The organism is Rhodoferax sp. ZS1R8 (assembly GCF_056521325.1).
On record NZ_JBWMBA010000001.1, the window covers coordinates 93,644 to 118,936 of the forward strand.

The window sequence follows — 25,293 nt, forward strand, 5'->3', positions numbered from 1 at the left end:
AACACTCAATTCCACTGCCAAGGGAACACCGGTAACACCAGGCACCGTCTCCTCGGGGGTGTCCAAAGACGCCAGGACGGCCATAAACCCCCCGAGCCCCCCGGTTCCAGGGCCATGCGCATCTCCCAGCTTAGCTTTCGATGGCTTGGACTCCGTATTTGTAGGGCGTGATGTGTTTTGTGCCGAACCTGTTTCAATCGTCATGCTTCTCTCCACTCATTGGCAGTGCCCGATTACGGGCGTGCTGCATCGCTGCAAATTCATCGGTATGGCGCTGCTGGCGCTGTCGTTGGGTACGCAACAAGACTGTCTGCCGAGACTTCAATATCTGGTTCAAGCCCAATAACCGAACTTCAGCTTGCAGCAACTTGGCCTTGGCATGCTCCAGTTGGCCTTCGGACTGGGTCAGCACGCCCGACTGCATGGCAATGGCCTGTTGCAAACGGTCCATAAACTGGTACTGGTGGCGCATCAGTTCCACGGACACGCCGCGGGTGGCAGTGCCCGTCCAGCGGGTATCGGTATCCGCAGAGTAGTTTTCGAGTTGTGCCATTTGCGACCTGGCAAATGTCAGGGTGCCCTCCACCCGGGCCGTGGCCTTGGCCAATGCGTCACGTGCCAACGTGGCGTGCTCGATGGCCAACAGGATGCTTTTCAATGCGCTCATGCGGCACCCACCCCTACGCTAGTCGCCGCCAGCAGCTCGTCCAGCACATACCCCGCGGGCGCTGCCTGGAACATGTCCTGTTGCAGGAATTGGCTCATGCCGTCGTGCAGCGCTATCGCCTCGTCCAGCGCGGGGTCCGAGCCCTGGGCATAGGCACCAATCTGGATCAAATCGCGGCCGCGCTCGAACTTGGAATAGATCGCCCGGAAGCGCCGCGCCAGCTCGAAGTGCTCACGCGACACCACGTTGTGCATGACCCGCGACGCCGATTGCTCTACATCAATCGCCGGGTAGTGGCCGGATTCAGCCAGTGGACGCGACAACACAATATGGCCGTCCAGAATCGCCCGGGCGGCATCGGCTATAGGGTCCTGCTGGTCATCGCCTTCGGTTAGTACCGTATAAAAAGCGGTGATAGAGCCAACACCGTGAAGGCCGTTGCCGCTACGCTCCACCAGCTGCGGCAGCTTCGCAAAACAAGACGGTGGGTAACCCTTGGTAGCGGGTGGCTCGCCAATGGCCAGCGCGATCTCACGCTGGGCCATGGCGTAGCGCGTCAGCGAATCCATCAGCAAGAGCACATGCTGCCCCTGGTCCCTGAAGCTCTCGGCAATGGCTGTCGCATACGACGCGCCCTGCAGGCGCAACAGTGGCGGTGCGTCGGCCGGTGCCGCCACAACCACGGAGCGGGCGCGACCTTCAGCGCCCAGAATATCTTCAATGAATTCCTTGACCTCACGGCCCCGTTCGCCGATCAGGCCCACCACAATGACATCGGCCTCGGTGTAGCGGGCCATCATGCCCAGCAACACACTCTTGCCAACGCCAGACCCGGCAAAAAGGCCAATACGCTGGCCGCGCCCGACGGTGAGCAAGGCATTGATGGCTCGCACGCCGGTATCCAGCGGCTGGCGCACCGGCGCCCGGTCCATGGCATTGATGGGCCGACGGTCCAGCGGTTTGGAAGACACCTCGGTAATCGGACCTTGACGGTCCATGGGGTTGCCCTGGGCGTCCACCACCCGGCCCAGCAAGCCATTGCCCAACGGCAACCGCAGCATCCCGGCACCGAAAGCGACATTGGACACCGCGGAATCGCCCAGCCGGGGTATGGGAATATAGGCTGCGGCCGGTGCGACCCCAGCGCCGCTGGATAAACCATGCACATCACCGGCAGGCATTAAAAAGGCCCGTTCTCCGGCAAAGCCCACTACTTCGGCCAGCACTGGTTCACGCGCCTTCATGGACACCACGCACTGGGAGCCCACCGGCACACGAATGCCGCTGGCTTCCAGCACCAGCCCGGTCAGGCGGGTCAGCGTGCCGCGCACTTCTAGCGTGCTGTCCTGTTCCACGCTGTTCCGGGCGCGCTCCAAGTACTCGGTCCATTTGGTTGTGGTTTCAGTTATCTCCACGCGGCACCTCCCACGACGACTCCAACCCCAGTTTGGCCACTGCGCGGCTCCAGCGTTTTTCCATCGTGCCATCGACAACGGTTCCGGCGGCCTCAACCAGGCAGCCACCCCTGGTGACCTTGGAGTCCGCCAACAGCGTCAGCGCCAGACCAGAAAATTCCTGCCGCAACACGTCCTCCAGCACATCCAGATCCAGCGGGTTCAAACGCACCACAGCGGCCTTGCAATCTGTGGCCAGCAGCCCCAGCGCTTCGCGAATGACGGGTTGCAGGGCGTTTGGATTGCTGGACAGCTCGTGCCGCAACACCTGGCGGGCGAGTTCGCAGGCTAACTCCAGCACGCCCTGTGCCATGACCTGCTGTGACTGGTCTAACTGCGCATTGGCATGTTCCAGTCGCTGCAAATATTCCCGTGCTGCGTCCTGGCCTTGAATCTCTATGTATTCCGAGATGTGGCGTTGGCCCTCCAGCGTCGCCTGCGCGTGGCCTTGGGCGTAGCCATCTGCAAACCCGAGCTGGCGGGCCTGCTCATCGCGGACACGCTCATCTGCTTCCTCGCGGGCCTTGACCTTGGCGGCAAAACGCACCGAAGCCTGGTCCACCGCACCGAAATCAAAGCCGACGACAGCACCAATATCGGCACTGGAAATAAAGCGGCTTTGGTTGCTGCGTGTCATCAGACCATGGCGTCGTCGCCACCCCCACCGCCGATGACAATCTGGCCCTCGTCCGCCAGGCGGCGCACAATTTTCAACACTTCCTTCTGCTGGGCTTCTACCTCAGACAAGCGCATCGGCCCGCGCGACTCCAGATCCTCGCGCAGCGTGGCCGCGGCCCGGGACGACATATTGGCCAGGATTTTTTCCTTGAGCTCGGGCTGGGCACCCTTCAGTGCCACGATCAGCACGTCGGATGACACTTCCTTCAGCACCATCTGGATGGCCTTGTCGTCGAGCTTGAGCACATCATCGAAGACAAACATCTTGTCCATGATCTTCTGGGCCAGGTCTGCATCGTGGTTGCGAATGGATTCGATGACCGTACCCTCGATGGCGGTGCCCATCAGGTTAATCATTTCGGCCGCAGTCTTGATACCGCCCAACGACGACTTGCGGATCTTGTCGCCACCGGCAAGTACCTTGAACAGTACCTCATTGAGGTCTTTCAGCGCCGTGGGCTGTATGCCTTCCATGGTAGCCACGCGCAGCATGACCTCGTTGCGCTGGCGCTCGGTCAGGTTCTTCAGCACGTCGGCCGCTTGGTCGAAATCCAGGTGCACCAGGATGGCCGCTACGATCTGGGGGTGCTCGTTGCGCAGCAGCTCGGCTACCGACAGTGGGTCCATCCACTTCAGGCTTTCAATGCCCGAAACGTCGCCACCCTGCAGAATCCGGTCGATCAGCAGCGCGGCCTTGTCGTCACCCAGTGCGAGCTTAAGCACCGAGCGAACATAGTCGCCCGAGTTGGAAACCAGCAGGCTCTGGGATGCGGCAACCCCGGTAAATTTGGTGACGACATCGTCTACACGCTCGCGCGTGATCTGCGTAGTCTTGGCTATCGCCTCGCCCAGCTTTTGCACCTCTTTCGGCGACAGGTGCTTGAACACTTCCGATGCTTCTGCCTCGCCCAGAGACATCATCAGAATTGCCGCGTCTTGTAGTCCTTCGTCTTGTGCCATGGTGCTATTTTGCGCCGGCCATCAAGCCGGAGCCTCGCCGTTCATCCACGTTTTGATGATGTTTGCCACAGCGGCCGGGTTGTCACGCGTCAACTGTCGGGCATCTTCAAGTTGCTTCTCGCTGCCTGACAGTGCAGCCGGGTCGTTCGCGCCGCCAGGACCGCTCAGTTGTGGTCGCTCCGGCGTGTCAGATTCCAGGGCGTCGAGTTGGTTGATGCTGACATTGCTGGCCTGCCCTCCGGTCGCCGACGCCGTGCCCATGGCCTTCATCGCAGGGCGGATAACGCCCACCAGCACCAGCAAACCAAACAGCAGGGTACCTAGCGGCCATGCGAAACTCCGGGCCAGATCTATCACCTCGGGCTGGCGGTAGAACGGTATGTCCACCACCGCCACTTTTTCGGCGACAAATGCGGCATTCAGCAAATTGACTGAATCGCCCCGCTCCTTGTTGAATCCCACGGTTTCGCGCACCAGGGCAGTCATCTTCTCGATCTGCGCATCGGTCAGTGGTGTGGTGACGGTCTTACCCTTGTCGTTGGTGGTCACGTTATGGTTGATTACCACCGCTGCATTGATGCGCTTGACGATACCGGACGCGCCTTTGACCACACGAATCGTCTTGTCCACCTCGTAATTGATGATGGACTCCCGCTTACCGCCACCAGCCAAGGCGGACTGCCCACCCACCCCCGGAGTCTGGGCCGCACCGTTAATAGGCGCCGATGTCGCACCCGGAGGCTGGTTTGTGGTGGCGCCCGGCACGCCAGATGGTGGGCTGTTGGACGCCGCATTGGTGCTTTCCACCACTTGCTGGCTGCGGATGGCGCTGCTGTCCGCAGCCTGGTTGGGCTTGTGGGATTCGGTCGTGGACTCCGTCTGTGAAAAGTCCAGCTCGGCAGTCACCTGGGCCTTGACGTTTTGCCGGCCAACAATGGGCTCCAGAATATCCAGGATGCGTTGGCTGTATTGCTGTTCCACTTGGCGCACGTACTGCAGTTGCTCGGCGTCCACGCCCAAGGCGCTGCCCGATCCATCTGATGGGCTGGACAGCAACTTGCCGGTGTCATCCAGCACGCTGACGGCTGACGGCGCCATCTCGGGCACGCTGGATGCCACCAAATGCACAATGCCCGCCAATTGGGCACGGTCCAGCGTGCGGCCAGGGTGCAGGCTTAACAAGACAGACGCAGAGGGCTTTTGCTGTTCGCGGAAGAAACCGTTCTGATTGGGCAGGGCCAGATGCACGCGGGCGTTCTGCACGGAAGACAGGGCCTGGATAGAGCGGGTCAGTTCACCTTCGAGCCCACGTTGAAAGGTCAGACGCTCCTGGAACTGGGTCATGCCGAATCGGTTGGACTCCATCATCTCAAAACCATTGACCGACCCCTTGGGCAGGCCCAGCGACGCCAACTTGAGTCGCACGTCATGCACGCGGTCTGCTGGCACCAAAATAGCGCCGCCGCCTTCAGAATGCTTGTAGGGAACGTTGAGGGTGCTCAGCTGGGCTATCACCGCGCCCCCGTCCTTGTCGGCCAAATTGGAGTACAGCACCCGCCATTCAGCGTGGCGGCCCATGACCAGGCCAACGATGCCGATGGCTACAAACAGGACCACACCCATCGCCAGACGCAGCCGTTGCCCTTGGTCCAGACCGGCCAGGCGTTGGGCTAGGGTGGGATTGACAGGAATGGTGGCAACTGCAGACATTGTGTGTTCCGATGATTCCGATGCAAGAGGCGGGGTTGGCCGCAGGACTGGGATTGATTATTCGACCCACCCCCGAAAACATTAGGGTGATAAGCACCGGCTTTCCCTACCAATTCAAAATAATGACCACCGAGCACGGGTAATAGGATTGCGGCACCCCAAACAACCAGGGAGATCCACCATGGATTTCAAGCTCAGCCCCGTGACCATGCCGACGACGGTCCGCCCCAGCACCGGCGTGCGTCCTGCTGCGGCGGCAGGTGCCCAGGGGGTGGGCGGTGGCTTTGCAGGTGCCCTCAAAGGCGCGCTGAATTCGGTCAGCGCCGCGCAGAACGAAGCCACGCGCCTGCAGCAGGAAGTGCAGATGGAAAATCCCAAAGTCAGCCTGGAAGAAACCATGGTCGCCATACAGAAGGCGCAAATCGGATTCCAGGCCTCGCTACACGTACGCAACCGTATGGTTCAGGCTTACACTGACATCATGAATATGCAGGTGTAACTTCCCGTGGCGCGAATTGACTCGCGAAGTATCGGAGAAACAGGCTGGCAGCCCTGTTGGATGTGCGTGATCAACTATAAAAATAGTAGCGAATCAATGCAGAAAATGGCGCGACCCGTCCGGTTGCTCGTCGCAGTGCGCGAGCCACGGTTCGGCCAAAAAGCGGATTTGTGCATCGTTGTGCAAGATGCGCTTCATGATGCGGGTTTTCTCGGACCGATGTTCGGGTGACAACTCTTCTTCGCGGGCTTTGAAGCGCAGTTGCTCAATCAAAACAGCGCACAAACCTTCGAAACGCACCACATCTTCCCAGGCTTCCGACTTGGCAGCGTCTACCATTTTGGCGCTGCTGTCTTCGATTGCCTTGTAGTAGTCAATCAGCAAGCGGGACATCAAACTGCTCCAGATAAGGAAACGGGTTGCAAATATGCTGGGCTCTTCCCGTTAATCTCTTTCCAGCCACTGGCGACCACCTCGATCAAACGGCTGACCTCATCCAATCCAGCAACATCGTTGCGCACGTTGGCCAGAGTGAGTTGGGTAACGCAATAGCTGTACAAGTCTTTCAGGTTGGCCGCCAACTCCCCGCCCTCTTCCAGATTCAACGGGGCCATCAGGCCTTCTTCCAGAATACGCACGGCGCGGCCAATCTTGCGCCCTTTTAGCGGGATGTCACCGCTTAGCATGGCCAGGCGCGCACTACCCAGAGCCTGACCGAGTGCATCAAACAACAACGACACCAGCTTATGGGGGTCAGCGCTGCTGATACTGGTTTCAACACCTACGCTTTTGTAGGCAGAGGCTGATCGCGTGGCAACGGGGTTAAACATGCTCAAACTCCTTGTGTCCTTGTGAGAATTATCGGCATAAAGGAGACAAAACTAAAGGTCTATATGCAATATCAGCCCGTTGATTTATTCCAAGTGGTCACCTGTTGCGCCACATAGGAGTTCAGCGCCGACAGACTCGCCATTTGCGCATCCAGGGCTGAATACTGCTTGCGCAACCTTGCCTCAAACAGGGCCGCTCTGTCATTGACTTTGGTCTGATCCAAGGAGTTGCTCGTAATTTGCTTTTGCAGCGATGCCGCTTCGTTGAAGACCGACCCCCCTCTGAGAGCCACTCCTTGTCCAAAGTCCCTGAATTTCAGGGCGAATCCGTTGGTTAGCGGGTTTTGGTTGTTATTGGTAAAGAGCTGCTGCAAGGAGGTGCCATTGTTGGCGGCCGCGCTCAACTTTGAGGTGTCAATATTGATCGTTCCGTCGCGTTGCTTGATCAGCCCCACGTCGGCCAAACGTTGGGACGTTGCGCCCTGGCTGATAGACCCCAGCATCCTGTTCAACACATTTTGCAAGCCAACGATGGCAGGATCGCCCTGGAACAGTCCCGACGTCTTTGTGGTGGCATCGTATTTTGTCAGGTCGGCCAAGGACTTTGCCAGCGTGTTGTAAGCCGTTGCAAAATCCTGCACGTTTTTGACGGACGGCGTCACGTCTTGCCGTATCGCCATCGTCACCGAGTTCTTCACTTCGCCAGGCAGGCCATAGCTCGTCGTCGTAGTGGCCGCCAAGGTGATAGTCACACCCGCAAAATTTCCTTCCAAGGTATTGGTGGCCGAGGTAACCGCCAACCCGTTGATGCGTGCCTTGGCATCTTGCCCATACTGCACGGGAATTCCGGCGGCGGCCATGCCAACTCCGGGTTTGTTTTGCGGGTCAAACACCAACCCGGCCAGCGGCGCATCTGCAGACTGCACCCGAAACCCGGCTGCTGCCCCTGTAGCGGAAGACTGGAACAGCAAACGTTGGTTGACCCCATCATTGAAAACCGATGCAACAACACCGGTGTTGGCCACATTGATCTTGCCGGCAATGGTCGCCAAACTATCCGTCGCTCCTACCGTGACGGCAACACTGGGAGACGTTCCCGGCGTGAAGGTAGCACCCGCGCCGGTCCATGTGCCCAACTGGAAAGTCAACGTCCCAGCCCCGGGCATGGCGCCCGGCGCAATCGCGGCCGAAGAAGCCGATTGTTTCAAGGCAAGCGCATCGACATCCAAGCTGAACGATGTAGCGCTTGCTGCATTGGTAGCAGTGATGGTGGCAGCGCTAGTATTGGACGACGATGCAACACGGGCAGACCAGGAATTTGGATCCGCGATACGGGTTGCCACATCGGTCAGCGCGGCAAACTGTGACTGCACTTGGCCGAACGCAGATACCTGCGCCTGAAGCGTGGTCGCTTTGAGTTGCAAAGACTTAAGTGGCTGTTTCTCCAATGCCACCAACTGGCTCACGATGCTATTGACATCGAGCCCACTACCGATGCCCGCAGATGAAATTGCCATATTAGCCTCCTACACCTTCAATGACTAGGTATTATCCCAATCTCAACCGGGGCATAAGCACCAAAAAACCCTTGATTAACCCCAAAATCAAAGAATAAAAAGGGGCTCGCACCCCTCTCACTTTTACATATCGGTAATTTGTTGCGCGACTTGAGCGATCAATCACTCAAACATTCAGCCAATCAGCGCTGCAATGCCAATACACCTTGTAGCAACTGGTTGGCCTGGATCACCATCGCGGTACCTGCGTTAGACAACCTCAACATCCAACTTCCCGAAGAAATCGATTCCATCCTGGATGCCTTGCGCATTGTCGAATAACACATGGTTGTTGGAAAGAATTTTTCTTTGGGTTTCTTCTCGCATAACTCTGTTTGTGGCAAAGGCGACTGCCTTTTGGGCATAGTCCTCGCAGTCCCGCGCTATGCACTCCGGCACACGCATTAAGTTGGCGAAAAACATTCCCACTCTTCCACGCATAAATTCTGATGGTCTGCTAACAAATGGCGTTCCAACTGAACATGTAGCAATAACCGTTGTACCGATACCAAAATGAAATGAATCGAGCACCACATCTGCCGCCCTAACCATACCCATGAAGTCATGGTAATCCGCTACCCACGGCAGAAATTGAATTCTTGCGCGCACACTTTCCGGTATGGTTCTCTCAAATCGCTTTTCGAGCATGACTTGCCAATAACCGTATGTTTTGTCATTAATTAAAATTATGTAACCGGTTGGGTCCAGCTCCAGTATTCGTGCCATCGCATCGTCAAAGTCCGGATGCAGTTTTTGTAGCATCATCGGGCAAATGTAGACGTTGCCACCCGACGGCATGCCCAATTCAGCGCGCGACTTGAATGATGTTGGCAATGTGGGGCGTTTGAAATAAAACAAGCCAAATGGAAGCCGCACCAATTTTTCAGTGTAATGCTCTTGGGCCCCTTCTATCTCCATCAACTCGGACGAAATAAAGTAATCCATATTCGCTATCCCGGTGGTAACCGGGTGGCCTCCCAATACGCATTGCCTGCGTGCCAGACGCGCAAATGCCAATAAGTAGGTGGGCGTATCCATTCCAATGTCCAAATAGACCAAAATGTCCAATTCCAGTTCAGCTATTTGTTGCCGCGAAACAGCAAGATCTTCCGAAAGACTCACATGAACACCTGCGAAATTTGGGTATGTTTCCTGCAGGGCGTGCGCATTCATTTTGGTCCAGGATATTAAACTAACATCAAAACCCCCTAGCGAAGCCAATCCAGTAACTATTTCACTAAAACTCAAAGCAACAGAGTGCTTTGAAATGAACCTAGATAAAAAACCGATTCGCCGCCGACCCGGATTCCGCGGTAGCTCGCAATGCGGTGCCACGTACAGCAGGCTCGGACAGGCCTGCGCATAGAAATCTGCTACTTTCTTCTGTAAATATCTATCATTTAGTCCGTGAAACGCCATGAAAAAACTGGTAAAAAAAATTTCATTTATCGGATTAACTATCGTAATTTGTTCTTGGGAAATTGCTTCCAAATTGTCTTCAAAGGATTTTCGACTTAACTCAACTTCGATTTTAGTGCCCATGATGGGTGGCAACAGCATTGCAAGAAATACTTTCAGTCCACCGCTGGGTTTCAATGCGTACGCGCTATTAATACAAGCAGCAGCCTCGGCTATTGCCCCAAATGGCCTTAATGACATACCGAGAAGGATCCATGCGTCGTAATAGTTGGGGTTTAGGGACAAGGATTTTTCGAAGAATCGAATCGCCTCAACGGGAGCGCGATGCACCATCGTCTTCCCTATATTTAAATATGCTTGAAATAGATTAGGATTTAATTCTGTGGCTTTCTTAAACGCCTGGATGGCCTGCGTGTCGAACCCTTGCACGTACAGTGAAAGCCCCAGGTTATTTATAATTTCTGCGCTGTTTGGAATAATTTCAAGGGCTTTTTTATAACTTTGAATTGCTTCATCCAGCTTGCCTTGCGCGTGCAGTGCGACACCAAGATTATTGTGAATATCCGCTGTGTTTAGTTTCAACGCCAACGCCTGGCGATAGCTCTCAATCGCCAGATCGAATTGTTCCAAATCTTTATAGGTATTCCCTAAAGTCCCTAGATAAGATGCGTTGGTTGGGCGCTGGGTAATCGCTTGCTGGATGAGATCAACTGCTTTTTGCATATTTCCTTGCTTGTGTGCAATGAGGCCAAGCAAGTGAAGTGCATCTGGGTGCCTGGGATCTACTTCCAGAATTCTTTCAAAAAGATTTTGTGCTGGCGCAATGCGTTCTGCACGCAAATGGTCTGTACCAAGTTTCAACCAATTGGGAACCAAGGTGAAATTCGCATTTTGCTTGCTAGCGGCCGTTGCTTTTTCCTTGCGCTGACAGCAATGTTTATATTTCTTAGTGCTCCCGCACGGGCAATTTGCGTTTCGGTCAATAGTTATCAACATTTTGGTTTATTCCGAGAAGGATTTGTAGAATTCCTCAAGCCGGTTGAACTCCCTGCGATTTGAATAGCGAAAGCTGCGGACACTACTCGATTCAAGAACTGGATGCCTGCTCGCAAATACTACCCTGTGTCCCGTCACCATTCAAACATTTTCCGCATTACAACTGCGACCGCATCGACTTGGTGGCGCAGGACTGCGCTGGATAGCGCAAGTTGGCGGTTAACTGGGAACGTCTTGCTGGATAGATGGGAGCGATGCTGAAATTGGTCGTCGACGGTGCAATGGGACTGGCGGTTCACCAACGAAAAAGCCGTGACGTCCGCCGCTTTCCGGTGGGGTCACGGCTTGGGCCGTCACAGCTTGCGAGAGTTGGATCAGCGCAGCAGTGCCAGTACACCCTGTGGCAACTGGTTAGCTTGGGCCACCATCGCCGTGCCGGCCTGTTGCAGAATCTGCGAACGCGACAGGTTCGCGGTTTCTGCTGCAAAGTCTGCGTCCTGAATCCGGGAGCGGGATGCGCTCAGGTTGTCAGACGTGGTGCGCAGGTTAGAGATAGTGTTCTCAAAGCGCGACTGCAGGGCACCAAAGCTGGCACGCTGCCCGTTGACGGCAGACAACGCCGAATCCACTGTACTCAAAGTCCGGGTTGCGGAATCGACAGTCGACACATCCAGCGTGCTGGCAGCTTGCAACTGGCTGCCCGACGCTGCCGCTGTAAAGTATCCCAAACCTGCCGCACTGGCGGTATTGGTGATGCCAAACGACTTGTCTGAATCCAAGGTGACGGCTCCACTGGTGGTGGTAACACCGGCGGCGTTGGCGGCTGTGGTTACAGTTCCGACCGTGAAAGCACCGGCCGCATTTGCCGCTGAATTAACCTTGATGTCTGCACCGGATTCGTTGGTCAGCGTTATTCCGGTCCCTGCGGAATTGAGCTTGGCGGTCACGCCCGTGGAAGCGGTCTTGTCGTTGAAGGCGGTGATCGCACTGGCCAGACCGTCTGCGGTGTTCCCGGTAGACCCAACGGTGAACGACACCGTGGCGGCTGTTGAATTGTTAGACAGGACAGTGAGGGAATAGCTGGTGCTGGCCGTGAGTGTCGTCATGTCAATCGCGGTGCGGGCAGTGGCCGATACGCCGGTTGTACCCGTTTGTGCATTGATATTGGCGGCAACGGTTTTGGCGCTATCGGCGGCGGCCACGGTAACTGTTGCACTGCCAGCGGCGCCGTTGACGACGATGGAGTTGGCAGCAGTCGTGTTTGCGGCATTCGCAACTGTAAAGGAAGCATTGGCGCCAGCTGAGGAGCCGGTCACTAAATCACCCACACCGCCCGCCGTTGCGGCAACGACCGAGCCTATGCGATTGTTGCCGTACTTGCTGGTGCTGAAATTGGCCGTAGTGGCTGTAATGGTCTGGTTGGCATTGGCACCCACCTGGAAGGTAGCAGAACCCAAGCTACCGTCTAACAGGTTCAGGCCGTTGAACTGGGTTGTTTTAGCGATACGGTCCAACTCCGATGTGAGCTGACCAACCTCAGCATTCAGCGCCGACCGGTCACTGGCTGAATTGGTGGCATTGGCGGACTGCACGGCCAACTCGCGGACCCGCTGCAAGATCGTGCCAGCAGCACCCAGGGCGCCTTCGGCCGTTTGCGCCAAGGAAATACCGTCGTTAGCGTTGCGCCCAGCTTGTGTCAAGCCACGGATCTGTGCGGTCATGCGCTCTGAAATATTAAGTCCAGCCGCGTCGTCTTTGGCGCTGTTGATGCGCAAACCCGAAGACAGGCGTTGCATCGAAGTGGACAGCGACATTTGTGATGCCGAGAGGTTGCGCTGCGCCGTCAATGAGTTGACATTGGTGTTGATAGTAGCCGACATGTGATAACTCCTAAAAAGTAACCTTCCAAATCCGGCGAAATGCCGATCCTAAAGCCTGCGTTGCCGCCAGCCTCCATGACCGGTGTGCCAGTCTAAGCACTATCCGGACGGCGGGTTTGTCATGACCCGTTGCAATTGATTTCGGCTTGTCTTCCAGAAACTTGAGCCCTTACATCTGCTACTTTGGCGTATCACGTACGCCGCAGTGAAGCATGAAGATCTAAATACCTTTTACCCACCATTTCGCAAAAACAGGGGTTTACCCCTATTCAGAAAGCCTGTCTGCGGCAAATTAGCCGGGTTTTCACTCGTTTATCGACCTATCAACTGTGCACGCCTTCTCCACAATTTACCCATCGTTACTGATTGTCTGCAGCCTGGCAGACCTTGAAGTCGGCGGCGACGCCAATTCAATTTTTAAGGAGTTAAGCTGTGGCCTCAACTATTAACACGAACGTCAACTCATTGACTGCGCAGCGCAATCTAGCCATGTCGCAGACCTCGCTGTCCACTTCGATGCAACGCCTGTCTTCAGGTTTGCGCATCAACAGCGCCAAGGACGACGCTGCGGGCCTGGCCATCAGCGACCGAATGACCTCACAAATTCGCGGGTCGACGCAGGCCGCTCGCAACGCCAATGACGGCATCTCTCTGGCACAAGTAGCAGAGGGCGCACTGGGCTCATCAGGCACGATTTTGCAACGGATACGCGAGTTGGCGGTGCAGTCTGCCAATGCGACTAACTCGGCCAGCGACCGCTCGGCATTGAACGCTGAAGTGGGCCAGCTCACGTCTGAGCTGGACCGCATTGCCAAAACCACCCAGTTCAATGGTCAAAACCTGTTGGATGGCAGCTTTGGCTCCGCCACCTTTCAGGTGGGTGCCAACGCCAACCAGACCATTACCGCCACCACGGCCAATTTCAGCACCAGCAAATTCGGCAACAACCGCATCGGTTCGGTAGTTGCCCCCACGGCTGGCGGCGTGGGTGATTTGGTGACCGGCTCCACTGCCGGCGCCAATCCCTCAACGGCGGTTGCTGGTGCGGTCAGCACGATTGCGGCCAATTCCATTGTGGTCAATGGTGCCGCCGGCAGTGCGACGGTTACAGTGGTTGCAAAAGACAGCGCCAAAACCGTGGCCGCCAACATCAATGCCCAAGCAGGCACCACGGGCGTAACCGCCACCGCGCGTACATTCATTGACGCAACGGCATTCGTTGCAAGCACCAGTTATTCCTTGTCCGTTGCTTCAAACAATCCTGTCGCCACGCCCGCCACCATATCTTTCACCGTGGGCGCGGCAGGCAGCACGGCGGATGGCTTGGCCAGTGCGGTCAACGCCTTTAACGACAAAACCGCTACAACCGGTGTGACTGCCAAGATCAACACGGCAGGAAACGGCATCACGCTGACCAACGACTCGGGCGCGGACATCGCGGTGACGTCATCGGCCACGTCCGGTGCCTTCACCCTCGGAGTGGCGGTCGCAGCAGGGGGCAGCGCTTACGTTACGGGCGCGGTCACACTGGATTCGGACAAATCCTTCGGTATCACCAACACGGCCAGCGCGGCGGGCGTCGGTTACTTCACGCTCGCAGCGTCCGGCAGCCAATTGCAGGCAGCCGGCACGCTGGATGTGTCAACCGTCGAGTCAGCGACGCGCACACTGTCTACAGTAGACGCATCACTTGCCACGGTAAATGGGCAACGCGCCAGCTTCGGCGCCCTACAGTCACGCTTTGAAACCACTATCTCCAACCTGCATACCACCAGCGATAACCTGTCGGCTTCTCGTTCACGGATCATGGACGCGGATTTCGCAGCAGAAACCGCCAACCTGTCGCGGACGCAAATTCTGCAACAGGCCGGTACCGCAATGGTCGCCCAGGCCAACCAATTGCCGCAAAGCGTATTGGCGCTCCTCAAGGGCTAAGCCCTGGGGCAAGTCTGTATTATTTGTTGACGGCAGCTTGTGCCACCGCGTGGCGCGTGGAGACGTATTTCCCGCGGTATCTTGTTTGTAGGGATTTGCCTTACAACCTGAAGGGGACTCCCCGACACACGCTTTAGCCACAATCCGATTTAAGTTTTTGCCGTTCCAGCCCAGAATTGGCTCCATGGTGATTCACACGAATTACCGCTCACACCAGGAGCCCGAAATGACCAACGAACAGCTGTTGAACGAAATCCGCGAAGCTAACATGACCTACCTCATGCTGGCGCAAAACCTGATCCGCCAGGACAAACCCGAAGCACTGTTCCGCCTGGGCATGTCCGAAGAGTCGGCCGACCTCATTGGTGCACTGTCCCCTGCCCAGATCATGAAGATCGCCTCCGGCAACATGCTGCTGTGCCGCTTCCGTGTGGACGATGACATGGTCTGGAATCTGCTGACCAACCACTCGGTGAACAAGGTTGACAACGACGCCACAACCAAGCTGCATGCCAGCATCCTGATGGCCGGCCGCTACGCCGAAACCCTGTAAGCAAAACCCTTCGCCCCCTTCTCCCGGAGCAACACCATGGCCACCAAAAGCGTTTTGAACGATTCCAAGCAAGTAGAGCGCGCAGTCGCGTTGATCCGGCTCGGCGCCCGCCTGCAGGTATTGGAAAGCGAGACGAATTTGTCCTACGAACGCTTGCTCCGGCTGTACAAAGAAGTGGCGGGCCGCTCCCCCAGCAAGGGCCAACTGCCGTTTTCTACCGAGTGGTTCCTGACATGGCAGCCAAATATCCATGCGTCGCTGTTCCAGAACACCTATGAGTACCTGACCAAGGTGTGCGCCATGGACGACATTGACGCCATCATGAAGGCTTACCGCTTGTACAGCGAACAGATTACGGCATGCGCCGTAGAGCCTCTGCTGTCGGTGACCCGGGCCTGGCGACTGGTCAAGTTCATTGACAACAACATGCTGTCCATGACCAAGTGCTGCAAGTGCGGTGGCCACTTCGTCAGCGAAGCCTACGAAAACAGCCGCCACTTCGAGTGTGGCCTGTGCACGCCGCCCGCACGGGCTGGCAAGGGATCAGCAGCCGGTGGAATCCTGCTGCACTAGCCGCTATAAATTTAGTAGCTGCTTACGCTCTGTGCACGAGGGCTACAGCCCGATTTGGCTTGAAGGTTTCTGCCAACAGGCCATCACGCTCAACCAGTGCGGAGCGCAGCCCATACACGCTACACCAAGCCTTGGTCAAATTTCTCAAGCACATCCGGGTAGCGCCGATATGATATTGATAGGCCATCAAAAGCCAGTCTGTTCAACCCTTGAGGTTTTAGGCCTCCCTGTCACAATGCGCCTATGTTCGTAATCGTCGGCTGGCTGGTCATTCTGGTGTGCGTCTTCGGCGTGTACATTTTCCACGGTGGCAACATCATGGTGATCCTGCACGCTCTGCCCTTCGAATTGATCACGATTGGCGGCGCGACAGTGGGGGCCTTCTTGGCCAACAACCAAATGAAGGTGGTCAAGGCCACAATAAGAGGTCTGGGCACGTGCTTCAAAGGCAGCAAGTACACGAAGGCCCGCTACATGGAGCTGATGGCACTTATGTTCGACATCCTCCAGAAGGCCCGCAAGGAGGGGCTAATGGCGATCGAAAAAGATGTCGAAGAGCCGCACGAATCCGAGCTGTTCAAGAAGTATCCCGCCGTGGGGCATGACCACCACGTTGTGGAATTCATCACCGACTACCTGCGCATGATGGTCTCGGGCAACCTGAATGCCCACGAGATCGAATCACTGATGGACAGCGAAATCGAAACCCACCACAACGAAGAGCACGCCGCCGTTGCGGCGATCCAGCGCGTTGCTGGTGGCCTGCCTGCCTTCGGTATCGTGGCGGCCGTGCTAGGCGTGGTCAACACCATGGGTTCGGTGGGCCAACCGCCGGCCGTGCTGGGCGGAATGATCGGCTCGGCGCTGGTCGGTACCTTCCTGGGCATCTTGCTGGCCTACGCGTTTGCTGAGCCCCTGGCTGGTGTGTTGGAACAAAAGGTCGAAGAAGCTGGCAAGGAACTGCAATGCATTCGCTCCACCCTGCTGGCCAGCATGCAGGGATACAACCCGACCACCGCCATTGAGTTTGGCCGCAAAGTTCTTTACTCCACGGAGCGCCCCACCTTCATTGAGCTAGAAAGCTACGTGAAGGGTAAGAAATGAAGGCCATGGATACCTGAGCATGGCTGACGCCAAAAAGCTGCAGCCCATCATCATCAAGCGGGTCAAAAAAGGTGGCCACGCTGCGCATGGGGGTGCCTGGAAGATTGCCTATGCCGACTTTGTAACTGCCATGATGGCATTCTTCTTGTTAATGTGGCTCTTGGGCAGCACCTCTGAAGGCGACAAAAAGGGAATTTCAGACTATTTCCAATCGCCGCTCAAAGTTGCCATACAGGGCGGTACGGGTGCCGGTGCAAGCAGCAGCGTCATCAACGGCGGTGGTAGCGACCTGACCCAAAGCACGGGCCAGGCCAAGCGGGGGGACGGCGCCGACAAGAAGGCCAAAAAAATGTCCGGCGAACTCAAAAAGGCCGAGGCCGCCAAGCGCGACGCCAAAATGCTTGGCGAGCTGAGCGCAAAAATCGCCGCCGCCATCTCCAACAACCCCAAAATGGCCGAATTCGCGTCGCAAATCCGACTGGAGATCACCCCGGACGGTCTGCTGATCCAGATTGTTGACGACCAGAAGCGCCCCATGTTCGACAGTGGCAGCGCAACCCTGAAACCTTACATGCGCGACATCCTGCGGGAAATCGGCAACGCTCTACTGGGTGTCGAAAACAAGATCAGCCTGGACGGCCACACGGATCGCAGCGCCTATGGCAATGCTGGCAAGGGCTATAGCAATTGGGAGCTCTCGGCGGACCGCGCCAACGCGTCACGGCGCGAACTGGCCAACGCTGGCATGCCGGAGGACAAGCTGGCCCGCGTAGTGGGCATGGCCTCCAGCCTGTTGCTGGACGCAGACGATCCTTTAAGCCCCAGCAATCGCCGCATCAGCATACTGGTCATGACCAAAGACGCTGAAGACCGCCTGCTGGGCGGGCAACGGGTCCTTGCCGACGCCACGGGGGAAAATTGAAACACCCAAGGCCGCTGCGGTTGCGTAACCAGCCCATTGATTCAACGCAAAATTCGGTGATACTTAGCCATATGCAAAAATCACCCGGGAAAGGGTAATCCATGTCAAAAGAACTGCGCTTTTTAGTCGTCGATGACTTCTCCACTATGCGACGCATCGTGCGCAACCTGCTCAAGGAAAGTGGATTCGTCGACGCGGACGAGGCAGAAGACGGCGTTGTGGCGCTGCAGAAACTGCGCAGCTCCACTTTCGACTTCGTCGTCAGCGACATCAACATGCCCAATATGAACGGGTTCCAGTTGCTCGGCGAAATCAAGAAAGACGACAAGCTCAAACATCTTCCCGTACTGATGGTCACTGCCGAAGCCCGCAAGGAAGACATTGTGCTGGCAGCGCAGCAAGGTGCCGCAGGCTACATCGTCAAACCTTTCACCAAGGCAACACTGGAAGACAAAGTCAACCACATCCTGACCAAAACAGGATTGAAATAAGCCTTCCAACCCATCTGCTGGCGGCCAACGGTTTGCCGGCCAGATGTGCGATTGCAGGGCTCCCAATAAGCAGGCATATACCCTCGCTTATTGACCTTTAGTTCCATAGGTCCGTTACGACAATGGTGGCAACTATAGAGCCCCACCATGGAACAAGGCAGTCAAGATCGCAACCTACCCGCCTCCGAGCGCAAGCTAAAAAAAGCGCGGGATGACGGTCAGGTAGGACGCTCAGAAGATCTCTCCCACCTCGCAATCTTGGGAGCCGGCGCCGTCAGCGTCATGGTGCTCGCACCCATTCTGTTCGAGCGCCTGCAACATAGCATGGGCAAACAACTGTCTTTTGACGCCGTCGCGGTCCAGCAGACGGGCAGCATGCTCACACGCCTGTCAGACGCCACTAGCATCGGTTTGGCGGGCTGTGCTGCATTCGCAGGCATCATCTCGGCCGCTGCAATTTTTGCTGCAGTAGCGTCCGGTGGCTGGGTCAACAGCCTGAAGCCTTTGATGCCTGACTTCAGCCGGGTCAACCCGCTGGCAGGTTTTGGCAGATTGTTGACGAAGAGGAAGCTGCTGTCCGTGCTGAAGATGGCGTTGATGACCGGCATTCTGTTTGCGATCGCCGGTATGTTTTTGAGTTCCGGCCTGCAGACCGTATCCGCGCTGATCCTGCAACCCTCCAGCTCGGCTATCCGCCACCTGACGGAGTGGCTGACCAGTGGCATGGGCCTATTGCTACTGGTGGTGCTATTAGCCGCTCTGGTGGATGTTCCCCTGCAAACTTTCCTACACAAGGGCGAGATGAAGATGTCGCACCAAGAGGTCAAGCAAGAGGGAAAAGAGTCCGACGGCAATCCCCAGATCAAGGCCAAAATCCGGCAAAAACAGCGCGAAATGGCGCAAAAGAACAGTGTCAACGCGGTACCCAAGGCCGACTTCGTCGTCATGAACCCCACACACTTTGCCGTGGCCATCCGATACGACGAAAAAACCATGGCTGCGCCGCAGGTCATATCCAAGGGCACGGATCTGCTGGCCATGAAGATCCGGGACGTGGCCAAGAACCACGCCATACCAGTCCTGCTGTCGCCGATGCTGGCGCGGGCTTTGTACGCCAACTCGGAACTGAACCAGGACATCCCGTCCAGCCTTTACACCGCGGTAGCCCAGGTTTTAGCCTATGTCTACAAACTGCGCGCGGCCATGCGTGGGGATGGCCCTATGCCTGGAGAGCTGGCACACCCATTTGTACCCCCGGACCTGGATCCACTGTCCAAAACCGTTAAGGCGGCACACGCATGAACGCGCAAATCCAATCTCTACGGCGCTGGTTCAGCACGAACTCTGGCCTGATACAAGGTGCCTCGGCACCCATGTTGGTGGTGGCTATTCTGGCGATGATGGTGCTACCGCTACCACCCTTGCTGCTGGACGCGTTTTTTACGATCAATATCGCCGTCGCACTGATGGTCATGATGGTGGCGGCCTACATGATCCGGCCCCTGGACTTTGCTGCATTTCCATCCGTGCTACTGCTGACCACGTTGATGCGCCTGTCACTCAACGTCGCGTCCACCCGTGTCGTGCTGCTGGAGGGCCACACGGGCCCCGGCGCGGCAGGCGCCGTGATCGAGGCGTTCGGGCATTTCCTGATCGGTGGCAACTTCGCGGTAGGTCTGATCGTATTCGCCATCTTGGTGGTCATCAACTTTGTCGTGGTCACCAAGGGCTCTGAGCGGATTGCTGAAGTGTCGGCGCGCTTTACATTAGACGCAATGCCCGGCAAGCAGATGGCCGTGGATGCGGATTTGAATGCTGGTCTGATCGACGAGAAAGAGGCCAAGCGCAGGCGCGCAGAAGTCGGTGAAGAAGCCGAGTTCTTCGGCTCGATGGACGGTGCATCCAAATTCGTGCGGGGGGATGCGGTTGCCGGCATCCTGATTTTGTTGATCAACATCTTTGGCGGCTTTGCGATCGGTATCCTGCAGCACAGCCTGACCGCTTCGCAGGCGGCCAACACCTATATCCTGTTGGCGGTGGGTGATGCACTGGTTGCGCAGATTCCGGGCCTGCTGATCTCCGTCGCTGCGGCCATGGTGGTGTCCCGCGTGGGCAAGGAACACGACATTGGCAAGCAGATCGTCGGCCAGATGTTTGTATCGCCCAAGGTTTTGGGCATCACGGCGATCATCATGTTCGTATTGGGCGTCATTCCCAACATGCCGCACTTCGTATTCCTGACCATCTCTGCGGTACTGGGCTACGGTGCATGGCTGCTGGCCCATAAGCCACCGCCCGTCGACCCGCAGGCTCAGATGGCACCAGCCACGACCGATGGCGAAGCGTCGTGGGACGACTTGCAACCGGTGGATCAGTTGGGCTTGGAGCTGGGTTACCGTCTTATCGCTCTGGTGGACAAGACGCGCCAAGGTGATTTGCTAACCCGCATCAAGGGCGTGCGCCGCAAGTTTGCGCAAGAGGTCGGCTTCCTGCCGCCACCAGTGCATGTGCGCGACAACTTGGAGCTCAAGCCCAGCGGCTACCGCATCACGCTGCGCGGTGTCATCGTCGGAGAGGGCGAGGCCTTCCCCGGCATGTATCTGGCCATTAATCCGGGTGGCATCACCACACCGCTGATAGGCACACCCACGACCGACCCTGCATTTGGCTTACCAGCACACTGGATTGACGAGCAACAAAAAGAAACGGCGCAAATGGTCGGGTTTACCGTGGTTGATTCCGAGACTGTGATGGCCACCCATTTGTCACACTTGATGCAAGTTCAGGCATCCAAATTACTCAGTCGCACAGAGACACAACAACTCGTGGAACACGTCGCCAAGCTGGCTCCCAAACTGATAGAAGAAGTGGTCCCCAAAATGGTCTCGGTTGCCGTATTCCAGAAAGTGCTGCAGTTGCTGCTGGACGAATCCGTGCACATCCGCGACATCCGCACCATCATCGAATCCATTGCAGAGCATGCCAGTACTACTACCGACCCTGCGGAGTTGGCTAAGCGGGTGCGCGTAGCCTTGTCACCCGCCATCGTCCAGCAAATCTATGGCCCCACCCGGGAGCTGAATGTCATCGCTATCGACCCTAGCCTGGAGCGCTTGCTGGTGCAGGCTTTGGGCAGCGCATCCGGCCCTGCGTTGGACCCCGGTGTCGCAGACATGCTGACCCGCAGCGCAGCAGAAACTGCTATGAAACAAGAGGAGGTGGGCGTACCGGCCTGCCTGCTGGTACCAGACCAGATCCGCAGCGCTATCGCCCGCCTGGTGCGGCGCGTTGCCCCAAGGCTGCAGGTGCTGGCCCACAGCGAAATTCCTGAAACCCACACGATACGCATCGGTCCGATTCTCAGAGGCGCAACACCATGAACATCCAACGCTTTACCGCCCCAACCTCCCGCGAGGCACTCGCCAAAGCACGCATGGCCTTTGGTGACGGCACACTGATTCTGTCCAACCGTCCAACCGAAAATGGTGTGGAAGTGGTGGCCACGGCCGAAGACAGCTTGGCCGCGCTGGACCAGATGCCCAGCACCCCTATTGCCAAAGCTGGTGGCAACCCTGCGCGCAGCATCAAGCCCGCGCCACAAGAAGTGGCCACCAAGGTGGAAGACGATGCCGCGCAACTGGCCATGAGCACGCTGTCGTTCCAGGACTACGTGCGTGAACGCATGCTGCGCAAGCGCCACGAGACAAGCTCGGCCCATAGCGCAGAACTCATCGCCCAGGACATGGCGCCCGAGCGTGCCCGCGCGTCCGTGGTCGAGCAACGGCCTCCGATCAAAAAAGAAACGGCAACCCCAAAATACGAGACCTCGCGCAAGGCCCCGGTGTCACAGCCTGCGGCGGGCGCTGTGCCCCAAGGTATCGTGGACGAGTTGCATGCGATGAAGGAGATGATGGAGGACCGGTTCAACACGCTCGCTTGGCTGGGTCAGGCGCGCCAGAACCCCCTCCAGGCGAACCTGATGCTCAAGCTCATCCGCTCGGGCTACTCCCCCAACCTGGCCCGCACCATACTGGAAAGAATGCCTGAGGAGATGAGTGCATCCGAATCTGTGCATTGGGTCATGGATGTGCTGGAACGCAACCTGCGAACCGACTCGGACGGCCCTGCTCTGCATGAAGAAGGCGGCGTCTTCGCGTTGATCGGTGCCACCGGTGTCGGCAAGACCACCACAACGGCCAAGCTGGCCGGCCTGTGTGCCCGTGCCCACGGCGCCGCCAGCGTGGGGCTGATCACGTTGGACACGTACCGGGTGGGCGCCCATGAACAGTTGCGTGCCTATGGAAAGATGCTCGGCGTCGTCGCACACCTGGCCCACGACAGGACCGCGCTGCAGGATTTGCTGGGCCTGCTGTCCGGCAAGAAGATGGTGCTGATCGACACCACGGGGCTCGCCCCGCGCGATCCTCGCAAACACGAAATGATGGAATTGCTCGACTTGCCCAGCGTCAAACGCCTGCTGGTGCTCAATGCCGGCAGCCACGGCGACACACTGGACGAAGCTGTGTCCGCATTCAAGTCCACTGGTACGCAGCATGCCATCTTCTCCAAGACAGATGAGGCTGTAAAGCTGGGGCCAGCAATTGACGCGGCCATCCGCAACCAGCTGGTTTTGCGCGGAATTACTACCGGTCAACGTGTTCCCGAAGACTGGGAGAGCGCAAGTGCCAGCAAGCTGGTTCGCCAGTCCATGCGCACCGTCGGCGTATCTGCCTACGATCCCAAAGTCAGCGATCTGGGCTTCTACTTTGGCCAGCCTTCTGCCCATTCCCTCGCCAAGGGGCGTATGGATGCTTGACCACTACACCAACCAGGCCGCCGGCTTGCTCGGATTGGGTTGTCAGCCGGGGCCTAGACTGATCGCCATGGTCAGCCATGGGGACGAGCGTGCGGAACTGCCACTGCTGTGGCAGCTGTGCCTGTCGCTGGTCAATTTCGGCTACTCGGTCACTGTGCTGGATGCCACGACAGCCGAATCGGAAACCAACCCAGGCCTGGAACAATTGCTGGGAAACCTGCATTGGCGCGATGACGGCGCAAGGGACATACCGGCGTGGACGGTGCTGCCCTCCGCAAAGGGCGTTCAAACCCTATGCTCGGCACAGGGATCTAGCATGCGAAGCCTGCACGAGTTGCGCCACCTGTTTCCCGCAGAGGGCATCGTGGTCCTCTATTGCACCGCAGACAGCATGGTTAGCCTGCTCAACGACTGGCGCATCGAACCGCTGCTGGCGGTATCGCAGGTACATACATCCTTGCTAACGGGCTACACCGCGCTGAAACGGCTGTTGATTACTGGCAAACTTAAGCCTACCATCATCAACATGCTGCAAGATTTTGACCTGCAACCGCCAACGCCCCCGGCGGCCGCGCCCGCAAGCTTGAGCGAATGCGCCAAGCGGTTTTTGGGCTGCGAATTCAAAAGCTTGGACATTCAAGAGCAGCGGGGCGAGTCGCAGCCTCGCGGTGAAGTACAGGGCCTCGCGCTGCGTCTGCTAGAGAGCGCTGTGGCGCTGGGGACTCAACTGCCATCCGACGGCGCCTTGGTTCGCCGCGTGCCGCGCACGCACCATCTTGACCAATTTCCGAGGGGCCATTGATGTACACCGAGAAGGGACAACTCGATCGCTCTGCACTGATCAAGCAATACCAGCCGCTGGTCAGGAGGCTGGCGCACTACATGATGGCCAAGCTTCCCGCCAGTGTGGAAGTGGACGACCTGATCCAGGTCGGGCTAATAGGGCTGGCTGACGCACTTTCTCGCTACGAAGCTGCCCAAGGCGTTCAATTTGAGACCTTTGCCACCCAGCGCATACGGGGCGCCATGCTGGACGAACTGCGCGGCAGCGACTGGATGTCGCGCGGATCGCGCAAGAGCCAAAAGGAAATTGAAGCCACGATGCGGCGCCTAGAGCACCGGCTGGGTCGCAGTCCCATCGAATCCGAAATCGCCACCGAAATGGGCATGAGCCTGGTCGACTACCAGAGCCTGTTGGGCAAGGTGCGCGGCACGCAACTTGTCTACCTGGAGGACATGTCGCGCAATGGCGAAGACGAGGACCACTTCTTGGATCGTCACGTTGCTGACAGTGAAGCAGACCCGATGAATATGCTGCGCGACCACCGCTTGCGTGAGTCCCTGGTTTCCGCCATCAAGAGTCTGCCGGAGCGCGAGCAATACATCATGAGTATGTACTATGAGCAGGATATGAATCTCAAGGAAATCGCTGCTGTGCTGGACGTCACCGAATCCCGCATCTGCCAGCTGCACAGCCAGTCCATAGCCCGTCTACGGGCAAAAATGCGATCACACTAGAAGCCCACTTGAACCGGGAGTTCTGTCATGAAAATCAAGCCCTCAATCGGTCATTTATTGGCGAGAACCGCGCTCTGCGCCTCTTTTGTTGCACCGTCCGCTTGGGCGGTGGATTACCCTTATAAGGTGAGCATGACAATCATGGCACCGAAGGGGTCTGCAGCAGAAAAGCTGGCCGCCACCCAGCCAAGCAGTACAAAAACGACGCCATGTTCGGACACGTTACCAGACCAAGTCACCGTCACAATTACATACGATGCCGGCAAAACGACGATGGAAAAGCGTGATCTTTTCATCATTTTGCACTCCCCTTCCGGCTTCCTCCATCCAGTCAAAAAATTTACGTTAGGTGCAGCGCCAGCCATTCGCGGTCCATTCATACCGTCGACTTTGGTAGGATCCGTTGCAGACAATATTTACCTTCCTGCGGCGGACAATCTCGGACAAGGAGCGCAGACCGAAACACTCTTTGGTGGGTACATAAGCCTTAGATCGATTCCGACAGGGACATGGCAAGTGGTAGGAATACTCGCAAATTCGAACACCGTAGATTTTGAAGACCCAACAACCTGGTCTGCTTGGGATACCACTACGTTGGTAGTGGGTAAACCGTGGGCAGGCAAGACCAAAACTATTTGCGGCCCTGGCTTTCTACCCTAGACGGGCGGTAGTGGTTGCTATAAGGCTTGATCCGCGGTCTGTCGCCTCACATTAAGCCTTTTTCGAAGATAA

General features: G+C 57.2%; 23 protein-coding genes. 13 read left to right on the plus strand and 10 right to left on the minus strand.

The annotated features are described in order from the left end of the window. Positions 1-193: 193 nt before the first annotated feature. From AC097P_RS00455 to fliF, 5 genes are read right to left on the minus strand one after another with little or no spacing between them, the layout of a single operon-like run. A complete protein-coding gene (locus tag AC097P_RS00455) occupies positions 194-667 on the minus strand; it encodes a flagellar export protein FliJ (protein ID WP_479608403.1) in 474 nt (157 codons plus the stop codon). Then, positions 664-2,043 (minus strand): flagellar protein export ATPase FliI, encoded by a 1,380-nt coding sequence (fliI, locus tag AC097P_RS00460; protein WP_479609443.1) that lies wholly within the window; start codon positions 2,041-2,043, stop codon positions 664-666. The genes AC097P_RS00455 and fliI overlap by 4 nt, the downstream gene beginning before the upstream one ends. Before the next feature lie 25 nt (positions 2,044-2,068). After that, the gene (locus AC097P_RS00465; protein WP_479608404.1) at positions 2,069-2,758 is read right to left on the minus strand and encodes a FliH/SctL family protein; all 690 of its coding nucleotides are present in this window, start codon (positions 2,756-2,758) and stop codon (positions 2,069-2,071) included. Further along, a complete protein-coding gene (gene fliG, locus AC097P_RS00470) occupies positions 2,758-3,759 on the minus strand; it encodes a flagellar motor switch protein FliG (RefSeq protein ID WP_479608405.1) in 1,002 nt (333 codons plus the stop codon). Before fliG ends, AC097P_RS00465 begins: the two co-directional genes overlap by 1 nt. Positions 3,760-3,780: 21 nt before the next feature. After that, positions 3,781-5,469 (minus strand): flagellar basal-body MS-ring/collar protein FliF, encoded by a 1,689-nt coding sequence (fliF, locus tag AC097P_RS00475; protein ID WP_479608406.1) that lies wholly within the window; start codon positions 5,467-5,469, stop codon positions 3,781-3,783. A 181-nt stretch (positions 5,470-5,650) separates the two neighbouring features. Between fliF and fliE the strand changes: the two genes are divergently transcribed. Beyond that, a complete protein-coding gene (gene fliE / locus AC097P_RS00480) occupies positions 5,651-5,968 on the plus strand; it encodes a flagellar hook-basal body complex protein FliE (RefSeq protein ID WP_479608407.1) in 318 nt (105 codons plus the stop codon). 93 nt (positions 5,969-6,061) lie between these two features. On the opposite strand, the gene AC097P_RS00485 is transcribed toward fliE, so the two are convergent. The 5 genes from AC097P_RS00485 to AC097P_RS00505 all read right to left on the minus strand — a co-directional run bounded on the left by AC097P_RS00485 (position 6,062) and on the right by AC097P_RS00505 (position 12,649). Next, positions 6,062-6,361, minus strand: a complete 300-nt coding sequence (locus AC097P_RS00485; RefSeq protein ID WP_479608408.1) for a flagellar protein FliT — start codon at positions 6,359-6,361, stop codon at positions 6,062-6,064. Then, positions 6,361-6,798 carry a flagellar export chaperone FliS gene (gene fliS / locus AC097P_RS00490; protein ID WP_479608409.1) on the minus strand — a complete coding sequence of 146 codons (438 nt, stop codon included), beginning with the start codon at positions 6,796-6,798 and terminating at the stop codon, positions 6,361-6,363. The genes AC097P_RS00485 and fliS overlap by 1 nt, the downstream gene beginning before the upstream one ends. A 71-nt stretch (positions 6,799-6,869) precedes the next feature. Then, the gene (fliD, locus tag AC097P_RS00495) at positions 6,870-8,315 is read right to left on the minus strand and encodes a flagellar filament capping protein FliD (RefSeq protein ID WP_479608410.1); all 1,446 of its coding nucleotides are present in this window, start codon (positions 8,313-8,315) and stop codon (positions 6,870-6,872) included. A gap of 249 nt (positions 8,316-8,564) precedes the next feature. Then, complete coding sequence (locus AC097P_RS00500; RefSeq protein WP_479608411.1) at positions 8,565-10,769, minus strand: tetratricopeptide repeat protein; 2,205 nt, start codon at positions 10,767-10,769, stop codon at positions 8,565-8,567. A 374-nt stretch (positions 10,770-11,143) separates the two neighbouring features. Continuing rightward, positions 11,144-12,649, minus strand: a complete 1,506-nt coding sequence (locus AC097P_RS00505) for a flagellin N-terminal helical domain-containing protein (RefSeq protein ID WP_479608412.1) — start codon at positions 12,647-12,649, stop codon at positions 11,144-11,146. Positions 12,650-13,081: 432 nt separating this feature from the next. Between AC097P_RS00505 and AC097P_RS00510 the strand changes: the two genes are divergently transcribed. The 12 genes from AC097P_RS00510 (at position 13,082) to AC097P_RS00565 (ending at position 25,221) form a co-directional block, all read left to right on the plus strand. Further along, positions 13,082-14,584 (plus strand): flagellin N-terminal helical domain-containing protein, encoded by a 1,503-nt coding sequence (locus AC097P_RS00510; protein WP_479608413.1) that lies wholly within the window; start codon positions 13,082-13,084, stop codon positions 14,582-14,584. A gap of 226 nt (positions 14,585-14,810) precedes the next feature. Beyond that, on the plus strand, positions 14,811-15,137 hold the full coding sequence (flhD, locus tag AC097P_RS00515; RefSeq protein ID WP_479608414.1) for a flagellar transcriptional regulator FlhD: 327 nt from the start codon (positions 14,811-14,813) through the stop codon (positions 15,135-15,137). Positions 15,138-15,173: 36 nt separating this feature from the next. Then, a complete protein-coding gene (gene flhC, locus AC097P_RS00520; RefSeq protein ID WP_479608415.1) occupies positions 15,174-15,710 on the plus strand; it encodes a flagellar transcriptional regulator FlhC in 537 nt (178 codons plus the stop codon). A 243-nt stretch (positions 15,711-15,953) separates the two neighbouring features. After that, on the plus strand, positions 15,954-16,814 hold the full coding sequence (gene motA, locus AC097P_RS00525) for a flagellar motor stator protein MotA (protein WP_479608416.1): 861 nt from the start codon (positions 15,954-15,956) through the stop codon (positions 16,812-16,814). Positions 16,815-16,833: 19 nt separating this feature from the next. Beyond that, entirely contained in the window at positions 16,834-17,736 is a 903-nt protein-coding gene (motB, locus tag AC097P_RS00530) for a flagellar motor protein MotB (RefSeq protein WP_479608417.1), read from the plus strand. Between the two features lie 101 nt (positions 17,737-17,837). Further along, positions 17,838-18,227 (plus strand): chemotaxis response regulator CheY, encoded by a 390-nt coding sequence (gene cheY, locus AC097P_RS00535; RefSeq protein WP_479608418.1) that lies wholly within the window; start codon positions 17,838-17,840, stop codon positions 18,225-18,227. Positions 18,228-18,374: 147 nt separating this feature from the next. Then, the gene (locus AC097P_RS00540; RefSeq protein WP_479608419.1) at positions 18,375-19,529 is read left to right on the plus strand and encodes an EscU/YscU/HrcU family type III secretion system export apparatus switch protein; all 1,155 of its coding nucleotides are present in this window, start codon (positions 18,375-18,377) and stop codon (positions 19,527-19,529) included. After that, positions 19,526-21,607 (plus strand): flagellar biosynthesis protein FlhA, encoded by a 2,082-nt coding sequence (gene flhA / locus AC097P_RS00545; protein WP_479608420.1) that lies wholly within the window; start codon positions 19,526-19,528, stop codon positions 21,605-21,607. The genes AC097P_RS00540 and flhA overlap by 4 nt, the downstream gene beginning before the upstream one ends. Beyond that, entirely contained in the window at positions 21,604-23,043 is a 1,440-nt protein-coding gene (gene flhF, locus AC097P_RS00550; protein ID WP_479608421.1) for a flagellar biosynthesis protein FlhF, read from the plus strand. Before flhA ends, flhF begins: the two co-directional genes overlap by 4 nt. After that, positions 23,036-23,845, plus strand: coding sequence for a hypothetical protein (locus tag AC097P_RS00555; protein ID WP_479608422.1), 810 nt, complete (start codon positions 23,036-23,038; stop codon positions 23,843-23,845). The genes flhF and AC097P_RS00555 overlap by 8 nt, the downstream gene beginning before the upstream one ends. Next, positions 23,845-24,561, plus strand: coding sequence for an RNA polymerase sigma factor FliA (locus AC097P_RS00560; RefSeq protein ID WP_479608423.1), 717 nt, complete (start codon positions 23,845-23,847; stop codon positions 24,559-24,561). The genes AC097P_RS00555 and AC097P_RS00560 overlap by 1 nt, the downstream gene beginning before the upstream one ends. Positions 24,562-24,588: 27 nt before the next feature. After that, entirely contained in the window at positions 24,589-25,221 is a 633-nt protein-coding gene (locus AC097P_RS00565) for a hypothetical protein (RefSeq protein WP_479608424.1), read from the plus strand. Positions 25,222-25,293: the final 72 nt, after the last annotated feature.

Bases quoted from the DNA above. Each gene is read 5' to 3' on its own strand.
- AC097P_RS00455 (WP_479608403.1), bottom strand. From the start codon at position 667: ATGAGCGCATTGAAAAGCATCCTGTTGGCCATCGAGCACGCCACGTTG.
- AC097P_RS00465 (WP_479608404.1), bottom strand. From the start codon at position 2,758: ATGACACGCAGCAACCAAAGCCGCTTTATTTCCAGTGCCGATATTGGT.
- fliG (WP_479608405.1), bottom strand. From the start codon at position 3,759: ATGGCACAAGACGAAGGACTACAAGACGCGGCAATTCTGATGATGTCT.
- fliF (WP_479608406.1), bottom strand. From the start codon at position 5,469: ATGTCTGCAGTTGCCACCATTCCTGTCAATCCCACCCTAGCCCAACGC.
- fliE (WP_479608407.1), top strand. From the start codon at position 5,651: ATGGATTTCAAGCTCAGCCCCGTGACCATGCCGACGACGGTCCGCCCC.
- AC097P_RS00485 (WP_479608408.1), bottom strand. From the start codon at position 6,361: ATGTCCCGCTTGCTGATTGACTACTACAAGGCAATCGAAGACAGCAGC.
- fliS (WP_479608409.1), bottom strand. From the start codon at position 6,798: ATGTTTAACCCCGTTGCCACGCGATCAGCCTCTGCCTACAAAAGCGTA.
- fliD (WP_479608410.1), bottom strand. From the start codon at position 8,315: ATGGCAATTTCATCTGCGGGCATCGGTAGTGGGCTCGATGTCAATAGC.
- AC097P_RS00500 (WP_479608411.1), bottom strand. From the start codon at position 10,769: ATGTTGATAACTATTGACCGAAACGCAAATTGCCCGTGCGGGAGCACT.
- AC097P_RS00505 (WP_479608412.1), bottom strand. From the start codon at position 12,649: ATGTCGGCTACTATCAACACCAATGTCAACTCATTGACGGCGCAGCGC.
- flhD (WP_479608414.1), top strand. From the start codon at position 14,811: ATGACCAACGAACAGCTGTTGAACGAAATCCGCGAAGCTAACATGACC.
- flhC (WP_479608415.1), top strand. From the start codon at position 15,174: ATGGCCACCAAAAGCGTTTTGAACGATTCCAAGCAAGTAGAGCGCGCA.
- motA (WP_479608416.1), top strand. From the start codon at position 15,954: ATGTTCGTAATCGTCGGCTGGCTGGTCATTCTGGTGTGCGTCTTCGGC.
- motB (WP_479608417.1), top strand. From the start codon at position 16,834: ATGGCTGACGCCAAAAAGCTGCAGCCCATCATCATCAAGCGGGTCAAA.
- cheY (WP_479608418.1), top strand. From the start codon at position 17,838: ATGTCAAAAGAACTGCGCTTTTTAGTCGTCGATGACTTCTCCACTATG.
- AC097P_RS00540 (WP_479608419.1), top strand. From the start codon at position 18,375: ATGGAACAAGGCAGTCAAGATCGCAACCTACCCGCCTCCGAGCGCAAG.
- flhA (WP_479608420.1), top strand. From the start codon at position 19,526: ATGAACGCGCAAATCCAATCTCTACGGCGCTGGTTCAGCACGAACTCT.
- flhF (WP_479608421.1), top strand. From the start codon at position 21,604: ATGAACATCCAACGCTTTACCGCCCCAACCTCCCGCGAGGCACTCGCC.
- AC097P_RS00555 (WP_479608422.1), top strand. From the start codon at position 23,036: ATGCTTGACCACTACACCAACCAGGCCGCCGGCTTGCTCGGATTGGGT.
- AC097P_RS00560 (WP_479608423.1), top strand. From the start codon at position 23,845: ATGTACACCGAGAAGGGACAACTCGATCGCTCTGCACTGATCAAGCAA.
- AC097P_RS00565 (WP_479608424.1), top strand. From the start codon at position 24,589: ATGAAAATCAAGCCCTCAATCGGTCATTTATTGGCGAGAACCGCGCTC.